Source organism: Flavivirga jejuensis (assembly GCF_030540765.1).
GTDB classification, from domain to species: Bacteria; Bacteroidota; Bacteroidia; order Flavobacteriales; family Flavobacteriaceae; genus Flavivirga; species Flavivirga jejuensis.
This window is the reverse complement of record NZ_JAUOEL010000004.1, coordinates 377,685-394,310: the sequence shown is the minus strand read 5'-3', so window position 1 is coordinate 394,310 and position 16,626 is coordinate 377,685. Positions and strand designations below refer to the sequence as shown.

The 16,626-nt window shown below is 32.6% G+C and carries 19 protein-coding genes and 1 pseudogene; 12 read left to right on the top strand and 8 right to left on the bottom strand.

The genetic code is table 11. From position 1 onward, the window contains the following. Positions 1-4: 4 nt before the first annotated feature. From Q4Q40_RS13295 to Q4Q40_RS13280, 4 genes are read right to left on the bottom strand one after another with little or no spacing between them, the layout of a single operon-like run. Positions 5-631: a cytochrome c3 family protein gene (locus Q4Q40_RS13295; RefSeq protein WP_303302337.1), complete on the bottom strand. Its 627-nt coding sequence runs from the start codon at positions 629-631 to the stop codon at positions 5-7. Continuing rightward, positions 628-1,314: a multiheme c-type cytochrome gene (locus tag Q4Q40_RS13290; protein WP_303302336.1), complete on the bottom strand. Its 687-nt coding sequence runs from the start codon at positions 1,312-1,314 to the stop codon at positions 628-630. The genes Q4Q40_RS13295 and Q4Q40_RS13290 overlap by 4 nt, the downstream gene beginning before the upstream one ends. A gap of 2 nt (positions 1,315-1,316) precedes the next feature. Continuing rightward, positions 1,317-3,644, bottom strand: coding sequence for a molybdopterin-dependent oxidoreductase (locus Q4Q40_RS13285; RefSeq protein WP_303302335.1), 2,328 nt, complete (start codon positions 3,642-3,644; stop codon positions 1,317-1,319). 2 nt (positions 3,645-3,646) lie between these two features. Beyond that, positions 3,647-3,886 (bottom strand): hypothetical protein, encoded by a 240-nt coding sequence (locus tag Q4Q40_RS13280; RefSeq protein ID WP_303302334.1) that lies wholly within the window; start codon positions 3,884-3,886, stop codon positions 3,647-3,649. Between the two features lie 388 nt (positions 3,887-4,274). Between Q4Q40_RS13280 and Q4Q40_RS13275 the strand changes: the two genes are divergently transcribed. The 12 genes from Q4Q40_RS13275 (at position 4,275) to moaA (ending at position 13,081) form a co-directional block, all read left to right on the top strand. After that, entirely contained in the window at positions 4,275-5,459 is a 1,185-nt protein-coding gene (locus Q4Q40_RS13275) for a molybdopterin molybdotransferase MoeA (RefSeq protein WP_303302333.1), read from the top strand. A 4-nt stretch (positions 5,460-5,463) separates the two neighbouring features. After that, positions 5,464-6,597 carry an FAD-dependent monooxygenase gene (locus tag Q4Q40_RS13270; RefSeq protein ID WP_303302332.1) on the top strand — a complete coding sequence of 378 codons (1,134 nt, stop codon included), beginning with the start codon at positions 5,464-5,466 and terminating at the stop codon, positions 6,595-6,597. Further along, positions 6,594-6,932 carry a winged helix-turn-helix domain-containing protein gene (locus Q4Q40_RS13265; RefSeq protein WP_303302331.1) on the top strand — a complete coding sequence of 113 codons (339 nt, stop codon included), beginning with the start codon at positions 6,594-6,596 and terminating at the stop codon, positions 6,930-6,932. The genes Q4Q40_RS13270 and Q4Q40_RS13265 overlap by 4 nt, the downstream gene beginning before the upstream one ends. Before the next feature lie 77 nt (positions 6,933-7,009). Then, positions 7,010-7,363 (top strand): four helix bundle protein, encoded by a 354-nt coding sequence (locus Q4Q40_RS13260; RefSeq protein WP_303302330.1) that lies wholly within the window; start codon positions 7,010-7,012, stop codon positions 7,361-7,363. An 89-nt stretch (positions 7,364-7,452) separates the two neighbouring features. After that, a complete protein-coding gene (locus Q4Q40_RS13255) occupies positions 7,453-8,193 on the top strand; it encodes a sulfite exporter TauE/SafE family protein (RefSeq protein ID WP_303302329.1) in 741 nt (246 codons plus the stop codon). A gap of 1 nt (position 8,194) precedes the next feature. Next, entirely contained in the window at positions 8,195-8,779 is a 585-nt protein-coding gene (mobA, locus tag Q4Q40_RS13250) for a molybdenum cofactor guanylyltransferase (RefSeq protein ID WP_303302328.1), read from the top strand. Beyond that, positions 8,763-8,996 (top strand): MoaD/ThiS family protein, encoded by a 234-nt coding sequence (locus Q4Q40_RS13245; RefSeq protein ID WP_303302327.1) that lies wholly within the window; start codon positions 8,763-8,765, stop codon positions 8,994-8,996. Before mobA ends, Q4Q40_RS13245 begins: the two co-directional genes overlap by 17 nt. 154 nt (positions 8,997-9,150) lie before the next feature. Next, positions 9,151-10,239 (top strand): molybdopterin-synthase adenylyltransferase MoeB, encoded by a 1,089-nt coding sequence (moeB, locus tag Q4Q40_RS13240; RefSeq protein ID WP_303302326.1) that lies wholly within the window; start codon positions 9,151-9,153, stop codon positions 10,237-10,239. Beyond that, on the top strand, positions 10,239-10,682 hold the full coding sequence (locus Q4Q40_RS13235; RefSeq protein WP_303302325.1) for a molybdenum cofactor biosynthesis protein MoaE: 444 nt from the start codon (positions 10,239-10,241) through the stop codon (positions 10,680-10,682). The genes moeB and Q4Q40_RS13235 overlap by 1 nt, the downstream gene beginning before the upstream one ends. Before the next feature lie 26 nt (positions 10,683-10,708). Beyond that, positions 10,709-11,062, top strand: coding sequence for a four helix bundle protein (locus Q4Q40_RS13230; RefSeq protein WP_303302324.1), 354 nt, complete (start codon positions 10,709-10,711; stop codon positions 11,060-11,062). A gap of 25 nt (positions 11,063-11,087) precedes the next feature. Further along, complete coding sequence (moaCB, locus tag Q4Q40_RS13225; RefSeq protein ID WP_303302323.1) at positions 11,088-11,999, top strand: bifunctional molybdenum cofactor biosynthesis protein MoaC/MoaB; 912 nt, start codon at positions 11,088-11,090, stop codon at positions 11,997-11,999. Positions 12,000-12,067: 68 nt separating this feature from the next. Beyond that, positions 12,068-13,081 (top strand): GTP 3',8-cyclase MoaA, encoded by a 1,014-nt coding sequence (gene moaA, locus Q4Q40_RS13220; RefSeq protein ID WP_303302322.1) that lies wholly within the window; start codon positions 12,068-12,070, stop codon positions 13,079-13,081. A gap of 321 nt (positions 13,082-13,402) precedes the next feature. On the opposite strand, the gene Q4Q40_RS13215 is transcribed toward moaA, so the two are convergent. From Q4Q40_RS13215 to Q4Q40_RS13200, 4 genes and pseudogenes are all read right to left on the bottom strand, one after another. Further along, complete coding sequence (locus Q4Q40_RS13215; protein WP_303302321.1) at positions 13,403-14,662, bottom strand: STAS-like domain-containing protein; 1,260 nt, start codon at positions 14,660-14,662, stop codon at positions 13,403-13,405. 416 nt (positions 14,663-15,078) lie between these two features. After that, complete coding sequence (locus Q4Q40_RS13210; protein ID WP_303302320.1) at positions 15,079-15,594, bottom strand: hypothetical protein; 516 nt, start codon at positions 15,592-15,594, stop codon at positions 15,079-15,081. 48 nt (positions 15,595-15,642) lie between these two features. Next, positions 15,643-16,107, bottom strand: a complete 465-nt coding sequence (locus Q4Q40_RS13205) for a glycosyltransferase (protein ID WP_303302319.1) — start codon at positions 16,105-16,107, stop codon at positions 15,643-15,645. Between the two features lie 38 nt (positions 16,108-16,145). Then, a pseudogene (locus Q4Q40_RS13200) lies at positions 16,146-16,520 on the bottom strand (glycosyltransferase family protein); the annotation flags it as partial. Between the last annotated feature and the right edge of the window lie 106 nt (positions 16,521-16,626).

Below are 16,626 nucleotides of genomic sequence, written 5' to 3'. Positions count from 1 at the left end.
TTAATTACTCTCTTTCTTTTACCTTTTGGGTATTAAAACGTGCTGGCCACCGCGACTCAAAATGTGGGTCGTGCGGATTGTGGCAGTTTACACAAGTCATAGATGCTCTTGGTGGTGCCCATCCTCCAATTCGCTTACCATGTGCGCCTCCTTTCCAATCTTGAAATTGCTTTGTATGGCATTGATTACACAGGTTATAACTTTTATTAAAATCGATAGACTTGCCTGTTAAACTGGTTAATTCGTCCATATTCGATCCATTATGACAGGTAATACAATTCATAGTATTTTCATTGGCATGCTCTATTTTAATATCCCAATGTGCTTTTTTAAAGTCTTTATTCTGCATTTTCGCCAATGGTTTTATATGACATTCGGTACAGGCATACGATTTAATCTGACTTTTTCGTTCGGGAATTAAAAAGGTATGGGCGCCTTCTGTAATTTCAATTGTTTTTATGTCTCCTATATATGCTTCAGATGATATTGAAGTCCCTTGATAATTTTTACCTTCTGCTTCAATCTTATCTGTAATGCTATGATATTCATCTTCATGATGTTTACAAGAAGCGAGTCCTAACACCATAATAAAAGCACTTACAATGTATTTTAAATTATATCTATTCATCATTTTTCAGCTCTTATAAAGGATCCAATATCCGTGGTTTTTTTATTATTTAAAACATGGCATTGTCTGCAATTAACACGTTCTGGATGTGATACTCTTATTTCTTTTGGAGCACTTGGTCCTACGTGGCAGGATAAGCAATTCTCTCTCAATTGAATTTGATGGGGAATTACTGGAGGGCTTCCAAGTAAAGCATTGTTGATACCTGCTTTTGGAGCCATCACACTTGCATAATCGCCTCCTTTAAACAACGTTTGCGTGTTTTGTTCTACATGACATTGTTTACAGTTTACCAATTCTGGATGGGGTGTTACTGGTGCATAGGCTTGAAATTTTTCAGTAAATCCACCATTTTCATGACATTTTAAACAACTTTGTCCTCCCATATTTTGATGTTCATCTACAGGATGTGGAATACTGGGAGGCGCACCATAGTATGCTCTGTTTTTATAGTATGTAGTTAATGACCTTTGGTGATTGGCATCTACAGGCATATTTTCATAATCTAAAGCATATTGTGAACGTTTAAAAACACCAGACTCCGAAGGGATTGCATAAACAGGATTACTATTCTCAATTGGAATATAGGCTTCTTCAAGTCCTACTTGATAGCTGTAATTCCAAATAGTAATAAATGCTATAAAAAGAATTACAAATAACGATATGATACCTAGTCTTTTTTTCATTGCTATGCTTTTTCAACTTTAACAGCGCATTTTTTATAGTCTGGCTCTTTAGATATAGGACAAAAAGCATCTAATGTGACATCATTAATCAACATATTCTCATCAAAGAAAGGCACGAAGACCTGCCCTCTGGTAGGCAACCCTCTTTCATTTATCGAAGCAGGTAAAATACAGGATCCTCTTCTTGAGCTTACTTTTATTTTTTCACCATTTCTAACACCTAGTTTTTTAGCATCGTCTGGATGAAATTCTACGTAGGCAGCTGGCATTGCTTTGTGTAATACTGGAATTCTACGCGTCATAGACCCTGTATGCCAATGTTCTATAACACGCCCTGTATTTAACCAAAATGGATATTCTGTATCTGGAGACTCTGCTGCTGGCTCGTAAGGACGTTGCCAAATAACAGCCTTGCCGTCTGGTTTTCCATAGAAATGAAAATCTTTATCATTACTACATGCTGGATCGTATTTTGCATTAAAACGCCATTGCGTAGATTTTCCGTCTACATAAGGCCAGATAGCTCCAGATTCTTCCTTAAGAACTTCTAAAGGTGCCATACCGTGTTTTGCGCCTTCGTGAAACTGTCTATATTCGTTATATATTTCTTCTACGTGGTTTTCCTCACTATATGGGAACAGATCGCCATAGCCCATTCGTTTTGCGACCTCAATAGTCATCCACGCATCTGGAGTTGTTTCTCCTGGACCGTCTACCATTTTATCCCAATGCTGTGTTCTACGTTCTGAGTTTCCGTATAATCCGCTTTTTTCTATATGCCAAGATGCAGGCAAGATAACATCAGCAACATCTGATGTTGGCGTTGGAAATACATCAGAAACCACAACAAAACAAGATTCTTTTTCCATTCCTGGACGATAACGACTTGTTTTTGGTAATGATACCAAAGGGTTTGTAACTTGTGTCCAAATAAATTTAATATCTCCACGATCTACAGCTCTAAACATTTCCGTAGCATGGTATGTCGGTTTAGCTGGAATATTTTCATAAGGTACATTCCATATTTTAGCTGCTAACCGTCTGTGTTTTTCATTCGTTACCACGCCTTTTGGTAATTTATGTGTAAATGTACCAACCTCTCTTGCTGTACCACAAGCAGATGGTTGTCCTGTTAAAGAAAATGGACCGTTTCCTGGCTGTGAAATTTTACCAGTTAATAAGTGAATGTTATAAACTAAGTTGTTTATCCACGTTCCTCTTGTATGCTGGTTCATTCCCATACACCAATAAGACACTACTTTTTTATTAGGATCTCCATAAATAGCTGCCAAATATTTGATGTCTTTTACAGATACTTTAGAGTATTTTGCTACTTTTTCTGGTGTATAATCTTCTAAGAATTTTTTATAAGATTCAAAATCTATTTTGGTTGGCTTATCGCTAAATTTAAATTTATCTTCTAAGCCATACCCCATATTCGTGAGTCCTTTACTAAAATTCACATGGTTTTCTACAAACGATTTGTTTACCCAACCATTATTAATAATCTCATAACAAATAGCATTTGCAACAGCCAGATCTGTTTGGGGTTCAAATAAAATGGATTTATTAGATGCTGTACTGGAACGTGTGGTTCTTGTTGCAAAATCTATAATTTTTGCACCTCTTCTATTCTTTTGTTCTAACATCCTTGAGAATAATACAGGATGCATTTCTGCCATATTATTTCCCCAAGTAATAAAATAATCGGCATGGTCTATATCTTCATAACATCCCATAGGTTCGTCTGCACCAAAAGTGGTTAAGAACCCTGCTACAGCACTTGCCATACATAAACGTGCATTACAATCTAAATTATTAGTTCCAATAGCCCCTTTCATTAATTTTGAAGCTACATAGCCTTCAGGAATTGTTGATTGTCCAGAAGTATACATCGCTACAGAATCTTTACCATGTTTTGTTATGGTTTCTTTCATTTTATTAGCAACAAGATCTAATGCTTCATCAATAGGCGTTTGGACGTATCTGCCGTTTTTCTTAACCAAAGCATGCGTTAGCCTATCTTTAGCTTGTGTACACATAATTTGGTGATAGCCTTTTACACAAAGTAATCCTTTGTTTACTTCACAGTTAGGATCTCCTTTTACCGCTACTGCTTTACCTTGATCTACACCTACCAAGATCCCACATCCTACACCGCAAAAACGACAAGGTCCTTTTTTCCAATCCAGATTAGCTCCTTTAGGTAAATTGGCTTCTTGCTCTGAAGCAAATATAATTCCGGGAAACATCGATGCAGCTGCTGTCATTGCTGCTGCTGCTGCCATCTTTTTTAAAAAATTTCTTCTGCTTGTTAAAGAATTTTGCATATTTAGTTGTTTTTGGGTGTATTAAATCCGGAAACCATCGCCAGTAGTTTTAAACTCTCAATAGCTTCAATAGATCCTTTTACTTTTTCATCGTCGGTTTGACTTTCTGTATCGGTTACTACTATAAGGAGGTTTTTGTTTTCGGCAGGGATCACTTCGCAATTATCTATTTTAGATAAAGCTTCCATGAGTACTTCTTTTTGGCCTTCCTGAGGATGCGCTAAGTAACTTTTTATAGGCATATAAATTCGATTAGTTTTTAAAAAGATAAAAATATCTTAATTAAAAAAAACAAAAACTGACAAATATCATAAGAATGATAACATCGGGTTATTTAAATTTAATCTAAATAAAAGGTGTCAAACTCCAGGGCTGACCTAGAATCCAATAATTAGGAATCAAGCTTAAAGTCGGAGAATTTATAGATTAAATCCAGATTCAGCTAAAAGCAGGATAAGCTCAACTTACAATTTTGAATGTGTCTTGAATACTTTTCAAAATTGAGTTTTCATACCACGCAATAAGCGTGGATGAATAATTCTTAACTTAAAAATCGAAAAAACTGATATATATCATGTTGTATTGAAACGTTCATTCGTTATATTTGCATGAACATAACGGTATTGATACATGATAACTATAGATGAAGCCTTGAATGCTCTTAAAAATAATAATATAAAACCGCTTTTCAAAGAAACCATAAAACCTTTGGAAAGATGCGGTGGCTATTACTTATCCAAGGATGTTATTGCACCTGTGAATATGCCTCCATTCAGTCAATCTGCTATGGATGGTTATGCTTTATCCTTACATGATGATCTATCTTATGCTTTAATAGGCGAAGTAAAAGCAGGAGATCATCATCAACCTATCTTAAAACTAGGGGAATCTGTGAGAATATTTACAGGCGCTCCAGTTCCAGAAACTGCCAATGCGGTTATGATGCAGGAAAAAGTGGTGGTTGCTGGTTCTAAAATAACGATAGAACATAATTTATCAGAAGGTCATAATATTCGTCCCATGGGAGAACAAGTTAAAACTGGAGATCTAGCTTTAAAAAAAGGTACCAAATTAACACCTGCTGCTATTGGCTATTTAACATCTTTGGGGATCACTGAGGCTTCGGTTTACAGCAAACCATCAATCGCTTTAATCACTACTGGAAACGAACTTATTGAAGCTGGACAGCCGCTATCCTATGGAAAGATATACGAAAGTAATTCCAAAATGCTTTTAAACGCTTTATACAATCTTAAATTTTACGATGTTACGATTCATAAAATAGAAGATGATTACATACAGACTAAAAATAAACTTGAAACGGTTATCCTTGAAAATGATTTGGTAATTGCTACAGGCGGCATTTCTGTTGGTGATTACGATTTTGTTGGTAAAGCGCTTAAAGAACTGCAGGTGGAAGAAGTATTCTATAAGGTTAAGCAAAAACCAGGAAAACCTTTATTTTTTGGAAAAAAAGAAGACACTGCCATATTTGCTTTACCTGGTAATCCCGCAGCGGCATTAACATGTTTTTATATGTATGTTTATGTGGCACTTCAAAAAATGATGAATCATAAACAGGTGGAATTACCAAGAATTCAAGTAAAGTCTATTTCAAATTTTATAAAGAAAGGAGACCGCCCTCAATTTTTAAAAGCAATTTATAATAATGATACTGTAGAAATATTGGAAGGACAAAGCTCATCCATGTTGCAAACATTTGCACTTTCGAATGCCTTGGTCTTTATTCCTGAAGATGTTTCTAAAATAGAAAAGGACGATTTGGTTGAAGTTATTTTATTACCTAATACTTAAAAATATGGTTATTGATATTATAGGAGCTGGAATTGGCGGTTTAACAACGGCAATAGCTCTTGAACAAAAAGGCTTTAAAACAAGAATTTTTGAGCAAGCTGAAAAAATAAAACCTGTTGGAGCTGGGATTATTTTAGCCAATAATGCCATGCAGGTTTATAAAAAATTGGACTTGAATGATACTATTAAAAATAATGGAAACCCTATTTCTTCATTAAACATTACAACACCTAATCTAAAGCTTTTATCTAAAGTTGATTTAAACTATTTTGAACAAAAATATGAGGTTAAAAATATTGCAATCCACAGAGGTATTTTACAACAAATATTAATTGACCAGTTAAAATCATCTGAAATAATTCTAAACCACAAGCTCAAAAGCGTCATCAAAAATGGAAATGAATTGGCCTTGAGTTTTGAAAATGGTAAAAACTATAAATCCTCTACCCTCATTGGCGCTGATGGAATAAATTCTGTTGTTAGACAGCAATTGTTTCCTAAAAATAAGATTCGACATGCTAACCAAAGTTGTTGGAGAGGAATCTCAGATTATAATTTACCACCAGATTTAAGAAACGAACTAAATGAAGCCTGGGGAAAAGAGGGGCGTTTTGGTTTTGTACAAATTTCTGAAGACAAAGTGTATTGGTATGCTTTGAAATCTTTTATGAAAAACAAAGATGAATTAACATTTAATAATGTAAAAGAAGCATTTTACAAGTTTCATCCTACTATTAAAGATATAATTTGTTCAACCTCAATGCAGCATATTAATAAGGCTGAAATTTCTGATTTAAAACCAACAAAGATATGGTATAATAAAAATGTCTGTTTAATAGGCGATGCCGCTCATGCTACAACTCCTAATATGGGACAAGGTGCCTGTCAAGCCATTGAAGATGCTTTTATACTTTCTGAGTGCCTTAGCAAATACGAAGTAAATAAAGCATTTAATGAATTTCAGAAAATAAGATTACCAAAAGCGCATCAGGTCGTTAAAATCAGTTGGATTATAGGTAAAATAGCTCATTATTCCAGCCCCTTCTTAATTAAATTACGAAATACAATATTACGATTAACACCTTCCTCTGTTAATAAAAAGCAAAATGAAAGCATCTTTAAATTAGGAAACATATGAGCTATAAAATAAAAAGCCGAATATGGATAGAATCTGATAACAACGTATTATTAGGTGAAGGGCGCGTGCATTTACTTAAAGCCATACAAGAAACGGGGTCGTTATCTAAAGCAGCAAAATCGTTAAACATATCATACAAAAAAGCGTGGCAATTGATAGATTCAGTAAACAAATCGGCGAAAAAACCTGTCACCATAAATAGTATTGGTGGTAAAGGTGGTGGTGGCGCCGAACTAACTGACTATGGGTTATCATTAGTCAATGCTTTTGATGATATCAACAAGAACTGCTGGGAATTTTTAGATCAACAATTAGAAAAAATTAAGTTGTTGTAAAAAGTGTCTAAAGTAATTAGTACTTAAAGTGCCTAAAGTAATAAGTTTCTAAAATTATAAATATTTAAAGTTTAATTATGAATAATAAGGAGTTTGCAAAAAAGTTAGAATACAGAACACGACAGTTTGGGATATCAATTATTAAATTATCATGTTCATTACCGAATACAATTGAAGGTAAAGTTATTCGTAATCAAATTACTAAATCGGGTACTAGTATTGGTGCAAACTATAGAGAAGCCAATCGATCAAGAAGTAAAAGAGATTTTAAAAATAAAATAAAAATATCAGAAAGTGAAGCAAGCGAAACAGAATATTGGTTAGAAATTATTAGTGATCTAAAATGGGTTGAATTAGATTCATTAAGCACCATTGTTAAAGAAGCAAAAGAACTTTTGGCACTTTTCACTTCTATATCTAACAAACTCTAAACACTTTAGAAACTCATAACTTTAAATACTTTAGACACTTTTAACTTTAGAACACTTTAGGTATTCATATTAGTCACTCATAAACTAAAATGCTACAAACAGAAAACATATACATATTCTTAATCATACTACCAGTAGTATCCTTTCTGTATTCCAGTGTGGGACATGGTGGTGCCAGTGGATATTTGGCGCTTATGGCTTTGTTTTCTTTTGCTCCAGAAAGTATGAAACCCACTGCCCTATTACTAAACTTGTTTGTTGCTGGTATTTCATTTTATTACTATTATAAAGAAGGTCATTTTAATAAAAAGTTATTTATATCATTTGCAATGGCTTCTATACCATTAGCTTTTATTGGTGGTATGATTGAAATTGATGCTTCCATATATAAAAAAATATTAGCTGTTCTATTGATTTTTGCCATACTAAAAATGCTGAACGTTTTCGGAAAAGAAAGTACATCAATAAAAGATGTAAAACTATGGCAAGGCTTATTAGTTGGAGGCATTATTGGTTTCTTCTCAGGACTTATTGGTATTGGTGGAGGCATCATATTAACACCTATTATTTTGTTGTTGCATTGGGGAAACATGAAAGAAGCAGCAGCAGTTTCAGCTTTATTTATTTGGGTGAATTCTGCTTCAGGTTTAATAGGTCAGTTTAGCATTGGTGTTACCTTAGAAAAAGCCTCTTTTTTATTAGTCGCTATCGCGTTAATTGGGGGTGTTTTAGGTGGTTATTATGGTAGTAAAAAAATAAACAATCAGAACTTGCAATACATTCTAGCTTTTGTATTACTAATAGCTTGTGCTAAATTATTTTTCACATAAAATGATAGACAAAAAAGACATAACAGGCATCATTTTAGCTGGTGGTAAAAGCTCCCGAATGGGAACGGACAAAGGTTTTTTAATACTAAACGAAAAGCCTTTTGTTCAACACAGTATTGACGCTTTAAAGCCATTGGTTTCTGAAATTATTATTGTTTCAGATAATACAGATTATGACACTTTAGGTTTCAAAAGAATCACGGACACCATAAAAGATGCAGGACCAGTTGCTGGCATCTGTTCTGGTCTTGAAGCCTCCAATACTGACTACAATTTAATTTTAAGCTGCGATATTCCGCTTATTAAAACGGAGATACTGGAAAAACTAATAGTAAATGCTGATGTTGGCTCTGATATTATTCAAATAGAAAGTAATGGTAAAACGATGCCATTAATAGCACTTTATAAAAAGCAATGTGGTCGTGTTTTTAATAGTCTATTGGAAAAAGACGAAAGACGTTTACGCATAGCGGTTAATCAATGTCGTGTTAAAAATATTTCATTAGACCATGCTAATAATAAGGCTACGATGAACGTGAATACAAAAGAAGAATTAAAACAATTAGAAGATGCTTATAACGATTAAATATTTTGGTCAAATAGCTGAAGTAACTCGGCGGGAAGAAGAGTCTTTAGAGTTTTCAGGCAGCTTGATTTCTGAGCTTATAGAACAGCTTTATAAAAAATATACGGCATTAAAGAATAAAGATTTTAAAGTAGCACAAAATCAGGAATTAGTGACATTAGAAACAGTGGTTTCTGGAAACGATATTGCGATTTTGCCTCCTTTTGCAGGAGGCTAGTCATTTCGACCTAGAGGTCGACATCACATAATTAATGACATAGTTCATTGTTATGAGATGTCTCAATCGTGCCTCTTTCGACATGACAAAAAATGAAATATTAAAGTAATTAGAAATGGTAGGATGAGATTCCTGCCTTCACAGGAATTTAGGAATGAACAGATACAATAGACATATCATATTATCAGAAATCGGACAAGAAGGTCAAGACAAAATTTCTAAGGCTAAAGTATTAGTAATAGGTGCTGGTGGTTTGGGTTGTCCTGTTTTACAATACCTTACTGCTGCTGGTATTGGAACCCTTGGTATAGTAGATTTTGATGTGGTAGAACTATCAAATTTACAACGGCAAGTATTATTTGGTACATCGTCATTAGGAGAAAATAAAGCAGAAGCAGCAAAAAAACGCTTAGAAGATTTAAATGATGCTATTTCGATAGTCGCTTATCCCGAAAAGTTAACACATAAAAATGCCATTGATTTATTTAATCAATATGATATTATAGTTGATGGTACCGATAATTTTGCAACCCGCTATCTGGTTAATGATGCGTCAATACTAACGGATAAACCATTGGTTTTTGGTGCTATATACAAGTTTGAAGGTCAGATTTCTGTGTTTAATTATAACAACGGCCCTAGTTATCGCTGTTTATTTCCAACACCTCCAGCAAAAGGTGCGGTTCCTAATTGTTCAGAAATTGGTGTTTTAGGGGTATTACCTGGTATTATAGGGAGTATGCAAGCTAATGAAGTTTTAAAAATCATATTAGGTCTTGGCAATACGCTTTCTGGAGAGTTACTTTGTTATAATGCATTAAACAACAAAACTGTAACACTTAAAATCAGTAAGTCGGCAAAAGAGATTGAAACCATTCTAAGTAAAAAAGATAGTTTTGACACCAATCAGGTTGAGGAACTTTGTGAGATAGACGAAAACCTCATCTCTATAAAAGAAGTGGCCGATCAAACAAATATTCAAATCATAGACGTTCGAGAGATTCACGAAACACCAAAAATTGAAAGCTTAGAGGTGACATCGATTCCACTTAGTGAATTAGAACAGTCTATACATAAAATAGATTCCGAAAAACAAAAAGTTATTTTTTGTCAATCTGGAATCAGGAGCAAAAAAGCCATTTCATTATTAAAATCATTAGAAGTAACTAATTGTTATAGCATCGTTGAAGGGGCTTTAGAAATACAATCATATTTAAAAGAACAGTATAAAACAATATCATAATGGCAGATAAAAAAATAAAAAACGTTTTTAGACAAGGTGCAATTTCTTCAGAGTTTATTGGAGATTCCATTGCAAAACATCAAACAAAAACAAGCATTGGCGCTCATAACATCTTTTTAGGACAAGTACGAGCCGATGTTATAGACGACAAAACAGTTTCAGCTATAGAATATACTGCTTATGAGGATATGGCGAATGCCAAATTTCATGAGATAAGAGAAGCGGCATTCGAAAAATTTGAATTAACATGTATGCATATTTATCACAGTTTAGGAACCGTTAAAGCAGGTGAAATATGCTTATTCGTATTCGTATCATCACCAAGAAGAAAGGTCGTTTTTAAAGCTTTAGAATTTATTGTTGAAGCCATAAAAGCGGATGTTCCTGTGTTTGGTAAGGAAATTTTTGAGGATGAATCACATCAATGGAAAGTTAACCATTAATTATTGACTAATTATTATTGATTATTATGAAGGAAGCATTAAAAAAAAGAACTAAGATTTTTGCTCATAATTGCATTAAGATTACAGAGTTTTTCCCAAAGACTTACCTAGCTAATCATATCAAGATGCAACTTATTAGATGTTCAACATCAGTAGCTGCAAATTATAGAGCGACCTGTGTTGCCCAATCAAAACCCAGTTTTGTTGCAAAAATTAGTATAGTTATCGAAGAAGTAGACGAATCAAATTTCTGGCTGGAATTTGCTCTAGATGAAAAGCTTATTCAAAAAGACAAGATTGAGTTTTTGCTAAAAGAGTCTAGTGAATTAACAGCAATCTTCATAGCTTCAAGAAAAACGGCAAACAACAATAATAAATAATCAATAGAAAATAATAAATCGAAAGATGGTCGATATCACACATAAAAGTACCACATTAAGAACTGCAGTAGCTCAAGCTATTGTTAAAGTTAGCAAACCAGAAACCATAATCGCCATTCAAAACGATACCGTTCCAAAAGGTAATGTTTTTGCTATGAGCAAAGCAGCTGGGTTATTGGGTGTAAAACGCACACCAGACATTTTACCAGATTGTCACCCCTTACCTATCGAATTTACTGGTGTGGAATATGAAATCAATGATTTAGAAATTACCGTTTTATTCACCGTCAAAACCATTTACAAAACGGGTGTTGAAGTTGAAGCTATGCACGGCGCCAGCGTTGTTGCTTTAAACATGTATGATATGCTAAAACCTATAGATAAAGGCATTGAGATTCACGCAATAAAATTACTCAATAAAAAAGGCGGAAAATCTGATTTTAGAGATCGTTTCAGAAATGACCTAAAAGCAGCAGTGATAGTATGTTCCGATACTATTTCAGCAGGACAGAAAGAAGATAAAGCAGGAAAAGCCATCATAAAAAAATTAGAGGAAAGTGATGTTAAAATTAAAGATTACATTATTATTCCAGACGAAAAAGAGATCATTCAGGAGAAAGCAAAAAGCTATCAGAAGCAAGGTGTTGATTTAATTATCTATACTGGTGGTACTGGACTTTCTGTGAGAGATATCACTCCGGAAGCGCTTTTGCCACTTTTAGACAGAAGAATTCCTGGAATTGAAGAAGCCATTCGCAACTACGGACAAGATAGAACGCCATTTTCGATGTTATCCAGAAGCGTTGCTGGTACTATGAATAACACCTTGGTATTGGCACTACCAGGCTCAACAAATGGAGCTAAAGAATCCATGGATGCTATATTTCCATCGGTACTACATATTTTTAGAATATTAAAAGGTGCAAGACACGATTAAGCGCCACCAGAAATTGCTAAATAGCAATTCCAACCTCCTTATAAGGATAGGTATAATTAGGATATAAAATGAATAGAAGTCAGAATAAAAATATATTGCAAGATTTACATGGTAGAGACCATGCGTATTTACGTATTTCATTAACAGAACGATGTAATTTACGATGTACCTACTGTATGCCAGAAGAAGGTGTACAACTCTCTCCCAAGAGTCATTTAATGACTTACGAAGAAATTTATGATATAGCCAAAACTTTTGCAGACCATGGGGTTACTAAAATCAGATTAACAGGTGGAGAACCCCTAATTAGAAAAGATATTCCTGTTATTTTAGAAAAACTAGCTTCATTGCCAGTAGAGTTATCCATTACCTCTAATGCTGTTATTATTGATAAATTCATTCCCGTTTTAAAAGCTAATGGTGTCAATAAAATTAATGTGAGTTTAGATTCCTTAGATGCAGGTAAGTTTAAGCACATTACCAGAAGACATGAATTTAAAAAGGTTTATAACAATATTTTACGACTCGTTAAAGAAGGCTTTACAGTAAAAGTGAATGCCGTTTTAATGAAAAATTTTAATGATGATGAAATTATAGATTTTATAAATTTCACCAAAGATTTACCTGTTTCCATTCGCTTTATTGAATTCATGCCTTTTGATGGGAATAAATGGGATATGAGTAAAATGGTTTCTTACGCCCAAGTGATGAACTATGTGAACGATGCTTTTGAAGAGGCAAACATTATTCGCCTGCAAGATGCTCCAAACGATACTTCTAAAAACTATAAAATAAAAGGTTATAAAGGGAGTTTCGCTATTATTAGTTCTGTAACGAATCCGTTTTGCGATTCTTGTAACAGACTTAGATTAACAGCCAATGGACAGTTAAAAAACTGTTTGTTTTCTTCAACAGAATCTGATTTATTAACCACACTTCGAGAAGGGAAATCTATCGAACCAATCATTCAAAAAGCAGTACAAGCAAAGCTTAAAGTTCGAGGTGGTATGGATACTTTAAAAAAACTACAGGAACCTAAATTGCATAATAATAACAGAAGTATGATTACTATTGGCGGGTAAGGGTTTCATTATTACATCAAAAAATAAATTGTAAAAACATAATGAAATTTGGAAAAAGTAACTAACCCTTGAAATATGCTCGCTCCTCTCCTATTGTTTTAACCAAAGTTTTCTGAGGTCATTTGAAAAAGTTAAAATTAGTCAAAAAAAAAAGACTTCTTTTAAAAGAAGTCTTTCCTATGATTTTTTTCGTTGCCATCTTATTATTATCAATAAAGTTTTTTTGTCACTATCCATAGACTTTTTCTTTATTGAATACTTTACAAAGATATTAAATTTGCATGTTACAAAACAAATTTTATACCATTTTATTTATTCTAATTAACTAACTTTAAGAGATTCTGCCATTCTTTGACTTAACGATCTTTGAACTATAGTCTGAATAGTAGCATTCATATTTGATAATGTGAAAATCTTTTGAAACTGATAAAAACCAAGTTCCACAACTAATTTTCCAATAAATTCATCTGCAAAAGAAGAAGAAATTACTCCAACATTATCAAAATCTATAATAATTGATTTTTTTGCTTTTTTATATAAATTTATGACTTCATTTTTAATCTTTAAACCACTTTGACGAGTTCCTGTTCCAGATGCAGCTTCAAAAATTTTAAAAACAACTCTATCATAATCATCTTCCATATTTTCAATATACATATCTACCATTTCAGTGCCACCTAAAGCATCCTTTATTGATATGTCCTTATTTAAATTTAAATGAAAATTAACAGTTGTTGCTTGTTGTTTTAAGCTTAACATTCTAATTTGTTCATAAGTCTTCATTACTCCTCTATTTAAACTCAAACCACCTTTTCCAGATATAACACTCATATGCCCAGAGTTTAAGTTAACAATATTATATAGACCCCACATTCCGTTTCCTTGCCCAACGGATTTATCTCTAGTAACGCCTTCTTGAACAGCAAGAGAAATTGCATCTGCTGCACTTTTAGGATTATATACGTTATCAGAATATTTTAATGAAGTATATATTCCAATTCCATAGTCAAAAATTGAAATATTAATATTCTTCGTTTTTTTATGAATAACCCCCATAATAAACCCACATTTAGCTTCGGAATGTTGTATTACATTATCCATTATTTCATTCAACCCCCAAGTACAAGCATCTATTACACCAGGTTCACATTCTAAAGCTTTCCTTATATCTGTTAGTATACCATTAACTAATAAATGCACTTCATCAGAATTATTAAAAATCCATATTCTATCTAAACAATCCTTATGTCTTCCAACATTTTTTTCTGTAACTATTTTGGGAGCTGAAAAACTTATTTTTTTTAAATATGTTGGCATATTTAAATATTCAAACTCAATACCCAATTCATTTTCAAAATAATATATATAGCCAACTATTGCTGCTGCTGGATATGGATATACTTTGTCTACTTCAGAAAAATCTAAAATAATTTTTGTGTGTTTGAATTTGAAATGCAATCTCTTGATTGAATTAATAAATTCGGGTACTAACCTTTGGTTTGATAGATTTGAGAATTTAAAAATATTATCTTTAACCCAACAATTATAATTTTTAAAAAAAAGTGTTCTTTTTTCTTCCATAAACAATAAATATTCTAAAAAATCTAATTTAGATATTAGTTTTAATTATTTTAATTTTAAGAATTATCTTACAACAAAAATAAACATAATAAAACAAACACATTAAAGATATTTAAATGAAAAGAGACAGAACCTGCAAGCGGAAAGGGTTTCTTTTTTTGATAAAAACCTAAGATTTTCAAACTTTCAACTTAACACTAACATCAAAGCGTCGAAAAACTCTATAGATTAACTAAACCTATGATCTTTCAACTTTGGCTGCCTGAAAAGTTTGCTTCGTGACATACAAAAATAAACAGGTAAAACTGTATTCGTGTGAATTCGTGAAATTTGTGTCAATTTTTTTTAGAATCTGGAAACAAACCAATTACACTCCCTCTTATAGTATTTTGAACTCTTTTACAAAAAACCTAAGCTTAAATCCCCAGAGAATATGTAAGTCCAAAAATAACAGTATCATATCGTTTTCCAAAACTCTTTAGATTAAATTCTACAAATACATGTATCGGATTTATATGACATAACCCTCTAAATTTAAGTGCTGCAGCATGATTAAAATTACCTGTGGAGAAAAACAATGAAGATGTATCTTCGGCTCTACTTAAAATTCTATAATCATTTCCAATATATCCAACGCCCCCAGTAATACTAAATGCGTCCCAATACATTAAACGCACATTATAAGTAATACCAAACTCATTATAAACTTCTGTATTTTCGAACTCTTTTACAAAAAACCGATTATACTCAGCTATATAAGTCTGTGTGTTAGTTGAAGATTGATACTGAAGTCTAACACCAAAACCTACTTCTTCCTGCAAGCCAACACTAATTACGGCGCCCACACCAAAATCAATACTTCCATTCTCATAGTGTTGAGAAAAGGAAAAAAAGCAAATAAACCATATAAGCGTTAAAAAAACAGTTTTCATCTATTTCACAATATTATTAAAAATTTATTGCTAATGACCATTTATTTCTCAGTATTCCAACTTAATATTCAAATACCTCAAATAGTCTTTTATCGAGAATATATTTTTTAAAAGAGGCTTTTGTACCAAATGCTTTTTAATAACATTCAAGTTATGCTGAATAATTAATTCTTTATGATGCTGTGTTTCATTTAATAATTCAAATAAAGACATAACCTCTTTCATTTTACCAACATTAATATAGCCTATATGTTTTAAATCGTTATGGTTAAAAAGGTACCTTGCCCCTGCTTTAATAGCCGCCATTTTACCTTTATTATGTTTAATATCTATTATGGTACTTTTTAATCCAGACGTTTCTTTTAATTCTTGTAATTTTTCTAAAGTTTCATCTTTGCTTCCATTATTTACAAGACACAAATGAACATCGGAAAGATTAGAAACCCCTTTAAATAAGTTTTTATCTATAGCTATAGCATTGTTATAAAATAGTATTATAATTCCAATTTTCATCTGATTAATTTTCTGTTGAGAGTAGTTGATACAGTAACTTAAACCGTTATACGATCTAATTCTAATTGAAATTTTCCGCTTCCCTTATTACTTCTATAAACCCAGGCTATTTGAGCTAATTGACCAATAATTTTCATGGAATCCTTCATTGAAAGTTTAGAACCATCGGCATGTATCCAACGTTTTAATGGTTTTTCACAAATTAAATTCTTAGCCTTTTTAATTCCATAAAAGGTTGTCATTCTTTTAAAGATCTCTACATCAAAGATCCATTTCGTTACATTTTTTTTACTAAAAGAGACGTCAATAACATCTTTATGAAAAATCTTTGCACCACACTATGTGTCTTTAAAATTCATTGATAAAATCTTTCTAATAATAAAGTTTATCGTCATACTTATAATTTTCCTTGCATACTATGTGATTGTATAAATTTAACAAAAGCGTTCACATTCAATCTCTTTTCTTCGTTATAGCATGGTATAATAATTCCTTTTTCATAAAAAACCTGTTTAAAGT

Coding starts and splice junctions, on each gene's coding strand:
- Q4Q40_RS13295 (WP_303302337.1), bottom strand. CDS start 631: ATGATGAATAGATATAATTTAAAATACATTGTAAGTGCTTTTATTATG.
- Q4Q40_RS13290 (WP_303302336.1), bottom strand. CDS start 1,314: ATGAAAAAAAGACTAGGTATCATATCGTTATTTGTAATTCTTTTTATA.
- Q4Q40_RS13285 (WP_303302335.1), bottom strand. CDS start 3,644: ATGCAAAATTCTTTAACAAGCAGAAGAAATTTTTTAAAAAAGATGGCA.
- Q4Q40_RS13280 (WP_303302334.1), bottom strand. CDS start 3,886: ATGCCTATAAAAAGTTACTTAGCGCATCCTCAGGAAGGCCAAAAAGAA.
- Q4Q40_RS13275 (WP_303302333.1), top strand. CDS start 4,275: ATGATAACTATAGATGAAGCCTTGAATGCTCTTAAAAATAATAATATA.
- Q4Q40_RS13270 (WP_303302332.1), top strand. CDS start 5,464: ATGGTTATTGATATTATAGGAGCTGGAATTGGCGGTTTAACAACGGCA.
- Q4Q40_RS13265 (WP_303302331.1), top strand. CDS start 6,594: ATGAGCTATAAAATAAAAAGCCGAATATGGATAGAATCTGATAACAAC.
- Q4Q40_RS13260 (WP_303302330.1), top strand. CDS start 7,010: ATGAATAATAAGGAGTTTGCAAAAAAGTTAGAATACAGAACACGACAG.
- Q4Q40_RS13255 (WP_303302329.1), top strand. CDS start 7,453: ATGCTACAAACAGAAAACATATACATATTCTTAATCATACTACCAGTA.
- mobA (WP_303302328.1), top strand. CDS start 8,195: ATGATAGACAAAAAAGACATAACAGGCATCATTTTAGCTGGTGGTAAA.
- Q4Q40_RS13245 (WP_303302327.1), top strand. CDS start 8,763: ATGCTTATAACGATTAAATATTTTGGTCAAATAGCTGAAGTAACTCGG.
- moeB (WP_303302326.1), top strand. CDS start 9,151: ATGAACAGATACAATAGACATATCATATTATCAGAAATCGGACAAGAA.
- Q4Q40_RS13235 (WP_303302325.1), top strand. CDS start 10,239: ATGGCAGATAAAAAAATAAAAAACGTTTTTAGACAAGGTGCAATTTCT.
- Q4Q40_RS13230 (WP_303302324.1), top strand. CDS start 10,709: ATGAAGGAAGCATTAAAAAAAAGAACTAAGATTTTTGCTCATAATTGC.
- moaCB (WP_303302323.1), top strand. CDS start 11,088: ATGGTCGATATCACACATAAAAGTACCACATTAAGAACTGCAGTAGCT.
- moaA (WP_303302322.1), top strand. CDS start 12,068: ATGAATAGAAGTCAGAATAAAAATATATTGCAAGATTTACATGGTAGA.
- Q4Q40_RS13215 (WP_303302321.1), bottom strand. CDS start 14,662: ATGGAAGAAAAAAGAACACTTTTTTTTAAAAATTATAATTGTTGGGTT.
- Q4Q40_RS13210 (WP_303302320.1), bottom strand. CDS start 15,594: ATGAAAACTGTTTTTTTAACGCTTATATGGTTTATTTGCTTTTTTTCC.
- Q4Q40_RS13205 (WP_303302319.1), bottom strand. CDS start 16,107: ATGAAAATTGGAATTATAATACTATTTTATAACAATGCTATAGCTATA.